The following is a 13,624-nucleotide window of genomic DNA, read 5'->3' on the forward strand; positions in this document are numbered from 1 at the left end:
CATCAATCGCCGATCGGCGGCATCGGCCCCTGCCCGCGGATCCACGACCGGTTCGCGAACTGGGCCATTTCCTTGTCGCCGCGGCTGTCGCCGTACGCGAACAACTGTTTCGGCGGCCGGTCGCCCCACCATCCGCGCAGCCGCACGACCTTCTGCGGCCCCCAGCAATTCTCGCCGTCGAGCCGCCCGGCGAAGACACCACGCTCGAACGCGAGCCGCGTCGCGAGCACCGCGTCGAAGCCGGCCGTCTTCGCCCACTTCTCCAGATACAGCGACGGCGACGCGCTGACCAGCACGACTTCATGCCCGCGCGCGCGATGCTCGCGAATGCGCTCGAGCATGTCCGGACGCACGAGGTTCGGCAGATAACTGTCGACGAACGTGCGCGCGTGCGCATCGAGTGCGTCTTCGCGAATCGGCCCGAACGCGAACGACGCGAACTTCGCCTTCGCGGCGCCGCGCGACAGCCACCCGGCCTTCATCGCGACGATCCACGGCAGCGCACGCAGGCCGGCCCACGCGAAACGCGGCGTGCCGACCGCGTAGCGGACGAAATGGCGAAAGCTGTCGGTAGTCGTGATGGTGCCGTCGAAATCGAAGGCGGCGACGATGCGGTCGGTCATGGAGAATCGGCGGGAAAGCGATGAGATGCCCGGGAAGATAGCAGACTCGCGGCCGCCCGCGCGAAACCGTCAAGCTCGACACGGGCCGCGCGCGCCGCCGCGCGTGCGGTCGCATGGTTCGGTCAGCGCGACGGCCGCGCAGCCAGCGCCGCCGGCAGCACGACGTTCATCAGGTGATCGGCGCGCGACAGCAGGTCGGTCACGCGCTCGTCGAGCCCGCGCAGTTGCGCCGGCTGCATCCGGATCTGCTGGACGGCCTGCCCGACGATGTTGCGGCGGTCGAACAGCGTGCGCTCGACGCCCGTATCGTCCGGCGTGCGCACGACGTCGGACACCGCACTCAGCGCCGCGAGCACGACCACGAGATTCTCCTCCGCATGACGGACCTTCGCGGCGAGTTCCTCGGTACGGCGCGGAAAAAAGCCGAGCGACTGCTTGAGCGCACCGAGCGCCGCGCGATAGTCGACCTGGCCCGACGCCGCACCGAACCAGCGTTCGAACATGCCGGCCTTGCGCGTCGCCTGCGCGAGCATCCCGGCCATCATGTCGGCCGCGCCGAGTTCGTTGAATTCGCGCGTCGTCGCCGCGATCGCTTCGACGAGGTTGCCGGCCGTCTCCAGTGCGCTGTCGCCGATCGTCGCGACCGTCGCAAGCTTCAGCGGCACCAGTTGCCGGATATGCCGCTCGATGCGCGGCGCGTAGTCGGGATAGAGGTTCGGAAAGCTGGCCGGACCATATCGTCGTTGGCGTTCGGTTTGACTAACCCAAGCGTCCACAGCAATTGCCACTCGGTCGGATAGTCATGACGCCGCAGCGGATCGAGCCATTCAAGTCCGACAGCCTGGGCAACAAACGGCACAGCAGGCACACCTTCGACAGATTGCGCCGATGTGGCGCTCGTCTCGGTCCGCAACGGCGGCCCCGACAAGAGTGTTGCCATGACGATCGAGACGCACCCGATGCGTCTCGCAAGTGTGAAGCAGTGCAGGAATAGTCCCGATCGAACCGGCCAATCGAGCACGCCGGTCCGGTAATTCATTCCCGTCCGGACGACGCGAGACTCGAAATCAGCGTCGCACCACACGAGGTCTTGTGACCATCGAACGCGGCCGGTTTCCCGTCGACGATAACCTGCGGATCGCCTTCGGCGATAAAGCAGGCCTGATGGCCCGCGATCGGACAGATACACGTATCACCGAGCCGCGCGACCGGCCGCCCCATCACTTCGCTGACCGCACTGCCGGTCACGACCTGACCGCCGTGGCTCGTTGCGTCTCCAACTCGAATGATTCCGCGCATGCGCGTTCCTTACTTTGAATAGCCTTGGGTCGTAGGGCTCGCATCGTGACGACGTCCCCACCAAGGCAAATAGGCGTTGTTTTCACCGCGTGCACGAAACCAGTTCTTACTTGCGTCGATCGGCGTCAGTTTCGACGGCGCGATCACCACCATCGCTGTCGGATGCTCGGTGTCGGTCGTTCCGGCTACGAGCACATTTCCACCGAGGTGATTCGCTCGGCCGATCGCCAGCGCCACATCGGTCAGCGCCGCGCCGGCACCCATGTCACCGAGCAACGCCGATGTATTGAAGGTCTGCGTACGGAAATCGTACTCGGGCAGCACTTCGGTCAGCGTCTGCGACAGTGAGGCAATACGTGCCGATGCAGCATCGCTGCCCTTGCCCGCGTCGTGCACGACGTAATTCACCGATGACACCGGCACACCCGCATTATTCGCCGCCGTATCGATCGTCGACTTCCATGCCTGCACCGCGCGGCTCGCGCCTTGCTTTGCCTCGAAGTCCTTGACGTTGCTTCGTGCGGCTTTACCGATCCACGCCAGCGGCTCGCGCTCGGTCTTCAGATCCGGGCCAGCAAGGAATAGCACCACCATGTTCTCATTGATCTGTTCGTCGTTCGGCGGAAAACTCGGCGCGTCCCAGTTCATCACCCATGCACTCTTGTCCGGATGCGTAGCCAGATAGTCCAGCGCGGCGTCCAGCGATGCGAAGCCGGCATTGCCGTGGCCCGTCGTCACGTGCACATCGGGCGGTGTGTCGCGGCTCCATAGATTTTTTGCGGATGGATTGCCGATTTCGAATATATTGACAATGCGATTGCGCAGATATGACGCAGCCGATGCAGGCTCAATTCGACCAGAAGGAATAGCCAGTTCGACGCGCATACCGGCCAACTCTCGCCACTTCCCTTTCTCATCCGAACTGACGGTATAAAAATAATCTTCGTTAGTAAAATACGGAACCCGGAACAGCAACAACAACTTATCAACATACTTCTCATAAAATCCAGAAAAAGATTCGCTACCTCGATTACCATCGGCAACAATGGAAATTGCCTGCAACGTCGAATATTTCTTTGGGTTCGTTCGAACCATATCGTCGTTGACATTGGGCTTGACTAGACCAAGTGTCCACAATATTTGCCACTCGGTAGGGTAGTCTCTGCGTTGAAGGGGATTCATCCATCCAAGCCCTACAACTTGAGCAACGAAAGGTTTGGATGAACCGGCTCCAGCTATGGGGACTGCCTTATCCGTCGACGAGGCAGCCACCGCGCGAGGGGTTGCAATCACTGTTGCGAACGCAAATACCATGATTGCCACGAGCCCAGGGACCAGCACCAATCGTCTCATCAGATTACCCATACTCAATAACTCTCCCATCGGCTTGCCAGACGAAATCAATATCAAAAATGATGCCCCTAAAGCAAGAAACAACGCAAGACTTGCAATCCCGACTCGGCGCGGCCAGGTAGAAATGACCGCCTTCACAAGACACCTCCCAGCTTCAGGAAAAATCCGCCATCTCGCTCGTCATATATTTTCCCTGGCATCTTGGCATTTTCGTCTTTTTTTGCCCAATCGGGCAAAAACAATTCGCCATGCTTGCCAGTATTTATATAATCCATCAAATTGAAATTAGGATCACTCTTCCTGGAATCACTGGCAAACCTCCAATCAGCTTGAGTTCTGAGATATGTCAAATCATCTTCAGTCAGATAGCAAAGCCCAATTGCAACATCATAAGCCAACGCCTTTTCAGCATGGTCCTTGTTGGTCATGATGGTCGAATGGTTGGTGGGGTTATTCTTGTCCCCGCCGTTCAGAATCTGAAAAATCTCATTGTTCCGCCATTCGGTATAGTCAGCACTCGCTGCCTCCGGATTGTCTTCCCCGACCACATTTCCTTCCTTGTCGACCCAGCGACGATTTCCGGATCTCCGCGCTTCCATGCGAAGAATCGAATGATCCTCATACCGCTGCGCAGCCTCGGACGCCGCATCCCCCTGCGCTTTTAGCGCATCACCCTCAGTCTTGAATTTTTCCGACTTCGCGTCGAAGTTGTCATACGGATCGTCATCCCGCTTGTTCTCCTTGTTGGCGTCACGCCCAGCCGACGGCGGATCGTAACCCTCGTTGAAGCACCCTTCCTCAATCGGTTTCCCTTGCGCATCGCGAGCGCCCGATGGTTTGCCATAGCGGAACGCCTGCGGGAGGAAGCGCGTTTCCTTGTCGAGCATCGGTGCGGTAATCGGGATTTCCCAGTCTTTTGGCGGATCGGCATTGACCGCCATGTTCGTCAAATTGAACAGGTAGAGGGCCGGGCTCGTTGCAATCGTGAAAAACTTCGCGATCCACCCTTCATTGGAATGCGTGCCTCGCCCAAGACCATACCGCGCAGGCGGTGATGGCGGATACCAGAAACCTTCCTTCTGGTTCTTGTCCTTGCGCCAGTCATCCTGCCAATACCGATAGAGCTTGTTCTCTCCACCGACCTCGAAATTCGATGCAAACACGCGTTGCGAAAAAACACCCCACGCGTTCGTCGCACTGATGTCGTCGACACTCATCCCGCGCCAGCCGATTCCCTGAACGGTCAGGGCAGAAATGACCTGATCGTGCGGGCAACAGTACAGCGTCACTCTCCCGTAGGTGTTTTTCTGATACAGCCCATGCGCCTCCCGGTCCTTGGCTGCGCTATACGGCTTGCCCCCGTTCTTGGACGGCCTTGCGTTTTCCATTGCGCGATCGAGATCCTCCGCGGGCATCTCGAGATCGGCCCGGGCACGCAGGATATCGAAGTACGCCCTCAGCGTTTCCTTGCGCGCGACATAGGTCTCGCGCCCCACGTGCCCGTTCTTGTCGCGCACCCCGCGCTGGGCCCATGAGTCGGTCATGTTGGCCTCGACGAGACTGTATGGGGGATTGGCGAGAACATAGGTATCGGCGACGCAGCGCCCTTTCTTGCCCCATTGATCCGTCACCTCGGGCAAGCGGTCTCCAAGGAATGCAGCGGCAAGGCCGATCATGTTTCCCTGGCTGTGGCATACGATCGTGATCGGCGCGTCGGCCTGTCGCTTGCGGATCGACTCGACCAGGCGTGCAAGCCGCAGTGCTCCGAGCACACCGTAAGTGCGCGGTGGCGTGGAGTAGATCTTTCGATTGCCGATGCCATTCATGTGCTGGACGGTCAGCCACAGAAAAAGCCGATCGTTCAATCCGTCGTTCCACAGATCCGGCAGACTCGAACACCCGCCCGCGAACGGGCCGCCGCCCCAGTAATTCTTTTCGTTGAGCATGATCTTGTCGCCATACTCCTTCAGCTCCGCCGCGTTCGCGGCATAGCCCCACCGAAAGTGGATGACGGGCGAAAAGGACGGATCGGGTTTGATGTACGTCTTCGACGACATGTCCGGATTCAGGAAACCGTCCGGCGTCAGGCTTTCGATATAGCTGACCGGCGTCATCTGCCCGGCCACCGGCCCCCAATGGAACAGCTGATCGTCATAACGCCCCATGCGCCGGTTCAATCCGGCACACAGCCCCTTCTCGGCCTCCTTGAACCATTCCCCTTCCGAATTCACCCCGTGCACGAAAATGACGACGCCCGGCAGCGGCATCTGCATCACGCACTCGAGGTCGTTGCGGTTGAATAGCGTCGTCCCCAGTCCACCGCCCACCGAAGTCTGCAACGGGTCGTCCGTCGACGGTTGCCCGCCCGGGTTCTGCGCAAAGTTGTAGTTGAACATGTTGTTTTTCTTGAAGACTCAGCTCAGGTTCTCGACTTGAAAAAGCGAACCGCCAATTGTTCGAACTGATCGCTGCTGACCGGTGCCAACTTGCCCTGCGCGTCGGTCTTCCCCTTGATCAATTCGCCCGACGCCTTTCGCACCTCGGCTTCCATGCCCTCGACCGGCTGCCCGTCAGTGGCCCGGACCAGCTTCGGCACCCGCCCCAGCGAGCCCTGGTCGAACTTCGGAAAATCGGCGCTCATGCTCGCCGGTCCGGCCCACGTATGCGACGCGGACTTGACGGTGAAACTCCCCGGACATCCGAGCTCGATATCGCCGCCATGCAGCTTCAGATACGCGCCGCCCGACGTCACGAACACGACCTGCTCGCTGGCCATGCCCGCGAGCTTGCCGCCGCCCGCCGTCATCTGGATGTTCTTCGCCGAATCGATTTGCGTGTCGTCGTTCTGGCTCTGCAGCGCCACTTTCCCCTGGTTGGCGATCGCCGACACGCCTTCACTGTGCGCGAACATCGCCACGCCATGCCCGGCCTGCAGGTTGATCCGCTGCCCACTCGTGTACTGCAGGTGGTTCTGCGCGACGACATCGATATTGCCGCCCGCATGGGTCGTCACGGTCTTCGGCGTCGCCATGCTGATGCCGGCCGGCGCGGTAATACCGATCGCGGCCATCGACGCGCCTGACGACTCACCGCCGCCGGACGCCTCGCCATTCGGCCAGCCTTTCACCGTGGTCATGAGTGCATCGTGCGGCTGCGTATCCGGCGCCACGCCCTGATGCTGGCCCGCATAGTCGCCGAGGCTCTTGAACAGCTCGACGCATTCCTGCATCAGTTGCAGATACTCGTCCCGCGCGAGGTGGCCGTCACTCGCGCGCAGCCGCTCCCAGGCCGAAATCAGCATCGCCTTGCCGCTTCGAATCGCCACGTGTGCATCGCTGCGCAATTCGGCGCCTTCGCCGCGCGCCGCCCCCTGCCCGTTGTCGCGCGGCTGCGTCAGATAGCCGAGGTTCAGCTGACTGTACGCATGCTCGCTCGCCAGTTGGCTGCTGATCTGTCCGGGCGTATCGTCGAAACGGATCTGGTTGTACCGCTGCCCCTTGATTTCCTTCGTCTTCGTGCCGGAAAGATAGCGGTTTCCCGGCAGCGCGCCGGTATGGCTGAAGGTCGCCGGCATGTTCGGCCCGTTGGCGAGCACGCCCATCACGACGAGCCGGTCCGGATCGCCGCCGATATGGCCGATCAGCACTTCCATGCCGACGCGCGGCAACGTATTCGCGCCGAAACTCGGCCCGGCGAGCGCGCAGGCGACGCGCACCGGCGCGCTGTCGGACGGCGTGCCACTCGTACCGGCGCCCTGCGCGTGCGCATGATCGTCCGCGCTCAGTCCCTGGATCCGCACGCGGATGCGGCCCATTTCATCGCAGAACACCTCCTCGCCCTCCGGGCCGACGACGACGGCCGTCATCGGATGCACGGGCGGCAAGTCGACGTGCGGATCGTAGGCCGGCGTCAGCGGCACGCCGCGCCGCACGCACGAGAACGTGTTCTCGTAGCGCCGATCGCTTTCGTCGCCCGGCTTGCCGTTCACGTCGGACGGCACCGCGTTGAACAGCACGCGGCTTGCCGCGAACAGCGATTGCGCGCGCTCGTTCAGTTCCTTCGGCAGGTTGTTCCGGACGCAATGATGAAGCGACGTGACGACAAACTGCCGCTGTTCGGCCGGCAACGTATCGAGTTGCGGATGCTCCGCGAGCGCAAACCAGTGACCGACGGCCAGATCACGCACATTGCTCACGCCGTCGACGGATTCGGCACGCAGTTCATGCGCCAGCATCCGGTCCTTGCCGATCCGGTCGAGATCGGACGACGAATCCCCGGCGTGCGGGATATCGATGACGACGTCGGCCAGCAAATGCCCGAGATCGTTGCCGCCGTCGCCCTGATCGACGATCGTCGCCTGCTCGGTCTGGGACATCCTGCCACTCTTGTAGTCCCACGTCGGTCGGACGATCTTGCCCGGGATCAACCGGCGGCTCGTCGCCCACAGCGTGATCGAGTCGCGCTGTTCGGTGGCGGCGTCGCGGTGGTAGCGGATGGTGCCGGCCGCCGTCTCAGGCAACTTCATCGGGTCGTCGGCAAAGACGAGCGTATGAACCGGCGTGTCGTGCGCATTGGCGCTCGCCCGCTCGCCGGCCTTGCCCGCCTTGACGAATACGGTCGCCCCGTCCCGCCGCAACAGCCGCCGGATGAAGTGTGCGTCCGACTCATTGACCTGCCGCGTGAGTTCACGCGCCGGATAACGTTCGGTTTGCAGACCGGACAAGTCGAACTCGAATGCGCCCGCCAGTGCCGAGCTGCGCTGGCGCCATTCCTGAAGCAGCACACCCAGAATGTCGGGCAGGCTCTTGGACCGGAACAACCGCGAATTGGTCCGCCGCTCCATCACGGACAGCACGTCGCGAATCGTCAGCTGGTAGCAGGTCAGCGAACCGTCCGATTGTCCGGCGCGAACGTCGGTGACGATGCCGTTGATGGTATGGAGACGCCCGCGATCGGTCGTCATCTCGATGGAGACCGGCAGCCCGATGAAGCTGCGGATCGGAAGATCGGCCCGTGCCGACACGCAGGTCAGATGCCCCTCGATGCCCGTCATCAAGCCTTCGCGGATATCGGCATACTGAAGCGCAAGCACCTGCTCGAGCGTTTTCTGGGCGGGCCCCCAGTTCATGCGCACCGGCCGATTGTTCTGATCGACCACCCCGGACGCAAATGCGCGTAGCAATTCGGCTGTATTCACAGCGTGACTCTCAGGATTTTGTTTGACTTCGTTATTCGGCGAGCAATCACGCCCGCCGGTCCGTCCTGGGAGTGCCGCCCGTCTGGTTTTCGGCGAGCATAGCAAATTTGTCGGATTGGTGACGGCTTTTTGACAGGATTTAGAATCCTTTCTGCGAAGCGTCCGAACGGACTCAACAGTTCACATTCTTTCGAACCGGGACGGTCCATGTCCGATGTAGCCGACAGGTCGTACGGGTCGTCACGATCTGACGTCGGGCGACGCGCGCTCGGTATGGATCGACGAATTTCTGACGGGCGCGGAAGGGGGTGGCGGGCTGCCGCCAGAGTTTGCTATACTCTCGGTCTTCCGGAGAGATGGATGAGTGGTTTAAGTCGCACGCCTGGAAAGCGTGTATAGGTTAATCGCCTATCGGGGGTTCGAATCCCCCTCTCTCCGCCAGAATTCGATGCCCGCGCCAGCGGGCATTTTCGTTTCCGGAGAAGCCAGCCGATCGTTCGGCTGGCGCGGGGATTCGAAGGGATTCGCTTGCAAGCGAATCCGCCGCCCGCGGTGTGTAGGCAAATCCGCCTCTCCCCGCCAGAAATACGTGAAGCCCTGGATTTCCCTGGAAATCAGGGCTTTTCAACTTGGCGCGCCGGCACGCGATGCATCGCCCCTTCCCCCTCACGGATGCCGAATGTAATCCACCAACGCCCGCGTATACTCATCCGGCCGCTTGTCACACAGACTCACCACGATCGCCACCGCGAACCCCGCCGGCACGCCGAACACGCCTGAGCTGATCGGCTCGATCCCGAACCATGTACGCCCGGCGAACCCCGTCAATTGCGTGAAGAACGGATAAGTCGACACGATGTAATACACGCACACCGCCAACCCCGTCACCATCCCGGCAATCGCGCCACGCGTCGTCGTGCGTTTCCAGAACACCCCCAGCACGAGCACCGGAAAGAAGCTCGACGCCGCCAGCGAAAACGCGGCGCCGACGAGAAACAGGATCTTCCCGGTATTGAGCGACGCGACATACGACGCGAACAGCGCCACCCCCAACAGCAGCACCTTCGAGATCGTCACGCGCCGTTGGCTCGACGCATCGGGCGCGACCATGCAGTAATAGACGTCGTGCGACAGCGCATTCGCGATCGTCAGCAACAACCCGTCCGCGGTCGACAGCGCCGCGGCCAGCGCACCGGCCGCGATCAGCCCGGACACCACGTACGGCAGCCCCGCGATCTCCGGCGCGGCCAGCACGACCATGTCCGGCTGCATCTGGATTTCCGACCAGTGCACGATACCGTCGCGAATCACCTCCACGACGCTGATCAAGTCGGGTTCGAAGTGATGCCACTGCGTGATCCACGCCGGCAATTCGGCGAACGGTCGCCCGACGAGATTCGCGAGGATCTCGTACTTGATCAGCACCGCAAGCACCGGCACGCTCAGGTAGAACAACGCGATGAAGAACAGCGTCCAGCCGACTGACCGCCGCGCAGACGCAACCGACGTGGTCGTGTTGTAGCGCGTCAGGATGTGCGGCAGGCTCGCGGTGCCGAGCGACAGGCACAGCAGCAGCGCGAGAAAATTGCGCTCGCGCGGCTTGCGTTCGTCTTCGCTCGCGGCCGGAAACGGCTCGTGCATCGGCACGGGCGGCTCGGCACGCGCGAGCAGGTCGTCACGCGCCTGCGTCCACGCCACGCGCGCCGCCGCCGGATCGCGCGGAAAATCGGCCAGCTCGCGCTCGCGTCGGCTGATCTCGCGCAGCGGCCCGTTGTGGCGCCGCAGGTCCGCAAGCTGGTCGACGAGATGCCGGCGCGCATCCGCATAGGACGCCGGCAACCGGTCGAGCCGCGTCTGGATGTCCGCGGCCTGCCGGCGGTATGCATCGCGCACCTGCTGCTCGTCGCGCGCATCGCGCACCTGCGCCTCGCGCGCCGCGACGCGCTCCATCAGCTTGCCGTAATTGAACTGCGGCACGGGGCCGAGCCCGTTCTTCATCGCGATCAGCGACACCGGAATCAGGATCGCGCTGATCAGGATGATGTACTGCGCGACTTGCGTCCACGTGACCGCCCGCATCCCGCCGAGAAACGAGCACACGAGAATGCCCGCCAGCCCGCAGAAGATGCCGATCGCGAAATCGACGCCGATGAAGCGCGTCGCGATCAGGCCGATCCCCTGGATCTGCGCGACCAGGTACACGAACGAACACAGGATCGCCGCGCCGGCCGCGAGTGCGCGCACGGCCGTGCTCGAAAAGCGCGTGCCGAGAAAATCGGGAATCGTGTAGCGCGCGAGCTTGCGCACATACGGCGCGAGCAGGAACGCGACGAGGCAGAACCCGCCCGTCCAGCCCATCACGTACGCGAGCGCGTCGTAACCGGTGGCATAGAGCGAACCGGCCAGGCCGATGAACGACGCGGCCGACAGCCAGTCGGCCGCCGTCGCCATCCCGTTGAACGCGGACGGCACGCGCCGCCCGGCCACGTAGTACTCGACGAGATCGGACGTGCGCGACAACAATCCGATCACCGCATACACGGCGATCGGCACGAACAGGAACACGTAGCCGATCCACACGCCCGAGCCGGTCGCGCGCTCGATCCGCCACATCAGCAGCACGAAGCCGAGAAACCCGAGCGTGTAGAGCGCGTATGCGCGTATCAATCGACGCGTCAGCATGAATCAGCGCCCGCCGTTCGCATGGCCGGCGCGCGCCGCATGCTCGTCGTACGCGCGGCGCAGCGTGCGGTCCGCGCGTTGCATCAACCCGATGTAGACGACGATCAGCACGAGGTACACGAGAATCGCACCCTGCGCGCCGACATAGAACGGCAGGCTGAAGCCGGCGAAGCGCACGCCGGCAAGCGCGGGCCCGAAGAACGGCACGATGAACGACACCGAGAAGCCGATCACCATCAGCACCGCGATCAGTGCGACGTTGAAGCGCCAATAGCGCGCATGCGCACGCGCGAGCGGTGCGGGAACGGGAGGTGGCGCGGCAGGCGCCGAACGGGTCGGAACGGTCATGCCGTTATGTAGCAAAAAGCCCCTGCGCGGGCAATCGGGATTGCCGCGCAGGGGCTTGCACGCTTGACGCGAACCGGCAGGCGTTCAGCGTACTTCGGTGAGCTGCTCCAGGATGGCCGGATTCTCGAGCGTGGACGTATCCTGCGTGATCGCCTCGCCCTTCGCGAGCGAGCGCAGCAGGCGCCGCATGATCTTGCCCGAGCGCGTCTTCGGCAGGTTGTCGCCGAAGCGGATGTCCTTCGGCTTCGCGATCGGCCCGATCTGCTTGCCGACCCAGTCGCGCAGCGTCTTCGCGAGCGCCGCCGCTTCGTCGCCTTCCGGGCGCGAACGCTTGAGCACGACGAACGCCACGACCGCCTCGCCCGTCGTGTCGTCCGGACGGCCGACCACCGCCGCCTCGGCCACGAGCTCGTGCGACACCAGCGCCGACTCGATCTCCATCGTGCCCAGCCGGTGGCCCGACACGTTCAGCACGTCGTCGATCCGGCCCATGATCGTGAAGTAGCCGGTCTCCTTGTCGCGTACCGTGCCGTCGCCGGCCAGATACAGCGTGCCGCCGAGTTCTTCCGGGTAATAACTCTTCTTGAAGCGCTCCGGGTCGCCCCAGATCGTGCGGATCATCGCGGGCCACGGACGCTTGACCACGAGAATCCCGCCTTGCCCGTTCGGCACGTCCTGGCCCGTCTCGTCGACCACCGCGGCCATGATGCCCGGCAGCGGCAGCGTGCACGAGCCCGGCACGGTCGGCGTCGCGCCCGGCAGCGGCGTGATCATGTGGCCGCCGGTTTCGGTCTGCCACCACGTGTCGACGATCGGGCAGCGCTCGTGGCCGACGTGTTTGTGGTACCACATCCACGCTTCCGGATTGATCGGCTCGCCGACCGTGCCGATGATGCGCAGGCTCGACAGGTCATAGCGCTTCGGGTGGACCGTCTCGTCGGCTTCGGCCGCCTTGATCAGCGAACGGATCGCGGTCGGCGCGGTGTAGAACACGGTGACCTTGTGGTCGGCGATCATCTTCCAGAAGCGGCCGGCGTCCGGATAAGTCGGCACGCCCTCGAACACGACCTGCGTGCCGCCGCACGCGAGCGGCCCGTACGTGATGTACGTGTGGCCCGTGACCCAGCCGATGTCGGCCGTGCACCAGAACACGTCGTCGGGTTTCCAGTCGAAGGTCCACTTCATCGTCTGCGCGGCCCACAGCAGGTAGCCGCCGGTGCTGTGCTGCACGCCCTTCGGCTTGCCGGTCGAGCCCGACGTATACAGGATGAACAGCGGATGCTCGGCGCCGACCCAGGTCGGCTCGCACGTGTCGGACTCGCCGTCGGTCAGCTCGTGCATCCACAGGTCGCGCTCCGCATGCCAGTCGATCTTGCCGCCGGTGCGGCGATAGACGATCACGCTCTTGAGCGCGTCGCAGCCGCCCATCGCGATCGCCTCGTCGGCGATGCTCTTGAGCGGCAGCGTCTTGCCGCCGCGCGCCTGCTCGTCGGCGGTGATCAGCGCGACCGCGCCGACGTCGACGAGCCGCTCGTTCAGCGATTTCGCGGAGAAGCCGCCGAACACGACCGAGTGCGTCGCGCCGATACGCGCGCAGGCCTGCATCGCGACGATGCCTTCGATCGACATCGGAATATAGATGACGACGCGGTCGCCCTTGCCGATGCCGCGTTTCTTCAGCGCATTGGCGAAGCGCGACACGCGTGCGAGGAGATCCGCATAGGTGACGCGGGTGACGGTGCCGTCGTCGGCCTCGAAGATCACCGCGACGCGCTCGCCGTTGCCGGCTTCGACGTGGCGGTCGAGGCAGTTGTACGACGCGTTCAGCTCGCCGTCGTCGAACCACTTGTAGAACGGCGCGTTGCTCTCGTCCAGCACCTTGGTGAACGGCTTGTGCCACGTGAGGCCCTCGCGCGCGAGACGCGCCCAGAAGCCTTCGTAATCCTGCTCGGCCTCGGCGACGAGCGCGCGATAGGCCGGCATGCCGGAAATGGTCGCCGTCTTCTCGAGCGCCGCGGGCGGCGCGAACTGACGGGTTTCGTGAAGAACCGATTCGATCGCAGACATCGACAACCCCTTGGTGAACATGAATCCTCTGCATGGCGGCGCGATCGTGTGCGCC

Annotated in this window: 9 protein-coding genes and 1 tRNA gene; 1 reads left to right on the forward strand and 9 read right to left on the reverse strand. The window is 63.2% G+C overall.

Annotation, left to right across the window (positions count from 1 at the left end; genetic code table 11):
- Window positions 1–2: 2 nt before the first annotated feature.
- The 6 genes from CFB81_RS11240 to CFB81_RS11270 all read right to left on the reverse strand — a co-directional run bounded on the left by CFB81_RS11240 (window position 3) and on the right by CFB81_RS11270 (window position 8,472).
- On the reverse strand, window positions 3–623 hold the full coding sequence (locus tag CFB81_RS11240; protein ID WP_089435297.1) for an HAD family hydrolase: 621 nt from the start codon (window positions 621–623) through the stop codon (window positions 3–5).
- 122 nt (window positions 624–745) lie between these two features.
- Window positions 746–1,399, reverse strand: coding sequence for a hypothetical protein (locus CFB81_RS11245; RefSeq protein ID WP_256976068.1), 654 nt, complete (start codon window positions 1,397–1,399; stop codon window positions 746–748).
- 259 nt (window positions 1,400–1,658) lie between these two features.
- Complete coding sequence (locus CFB81_RS11255) at window positions 1,659–1,922, reverse strand: PAAR domain-containing protein (RefSeq protein ID WP_006482760.1); 264 nt, start codon at window positions 1,920–1,922, stop codon at window positions 1,659–1,661.
- 9 nt (window positions 1,923–1,931) lie between these two features.
- The gene (locus tag CFB81_RS11260; RefSeq protein ID WP_179235944.1) at window positions 1,932–3,413 is read right to left on the reverse strand and encodes a virulence factor; all 1,482 of its coding nucleotides are present in this window, start codon (window positions 3,411–3,413) and stop codon (window positions 1,932–1,934) included.
- On the reverse strand, window positions 3,410–5,671 hold the full coding sequence (locus tag CFB81_RS11265) for a hypothetical protein (protein WP_089435298.1): 2,262 nt from the start codon (window positions 5,669–5,671) through the stop codon (window positions 3,410–3,412). Before CFB81_RS11265 ends, CFB81_RS11260 begins: the two co-directional genes overlap by 4 nt.
- Window positions 5,672–5,694: 23 nt before the next feature.
- Entirely contained in the window at window positions 5,695–8,472 is a 2,778-nt protein-coding gene (locus tag CFB81_RS11270; protein ID WP_089435299.1) for a type VI secretion system Vgr family protein, read from the reverse strand.
- A 350-nt stretch (window positions 8,473–8,822) separates the two neighbouring features.
- Here CFB81_RS11270 and CFB81_RS11275 point away from each other — a divergent pair.
- Window positions 8,823–8,913, forward strand: a tRNA-Ser gene (locus CFB81_RS11275).
- 225 nt (window positions 8,914–9,138) lie between these two features.
- On the opposite strand, the gene CFB81_RS11280 is transcribed toward CFB81_RS11275, so the two are convergent.
- The 3 genes from CFB81_RS11280 to acs form a co-directional block, all read right to left on the reverse strand.
- Window positions 9,139–11,154, reverse strand: coding sequence for a sodium:solute symporter family protein (locus CFB81_RS11280; protein ID WP_089435300.1), 2,016 nt, complete (start codon window positions 11,152–11,154; stop codon window positions 9,139–9,141).
- 3 nt (window positions 11,155–11,157) lie between these two features.
- Window positions 11,158–11,502, reverse strand: a complete 345-nt coding sequence (locus CFB81_RS11285; protein WP_069617740.1) for a DUF4212 domain-containing protein — start codon at window positions 11,500–11,502, stop codon at window positions 11,158–11,160.
- Window positions 11,503–11,586: 84 nt separating this feature from the next.
- Window positions 11,587–13,569 carry an acetate--CoA ligase gene (gene acs / locus CFB81_RS11290; RefSeq protein ID WP_089435301.1) on the reverse strand — a complete coding sequence of 661 codons (1,983 nt, stop codon included), beginning with the start codon at window positions 13,567–13,569 and terminating at the stop codon, window positions 11,587–11,589.
- Window positions 13,570–13,624: the final 55 nt, after the last annotated feature.

The organism is Burkholderia sp. AU28863 (assembly GCF_002223195.1).
GTDB lineage: Bacteria > Pseudomonadota > Gammaproteobacteria > Burkholderiales > Burkholderiaceae > Burkholderia > Burkholderia sola.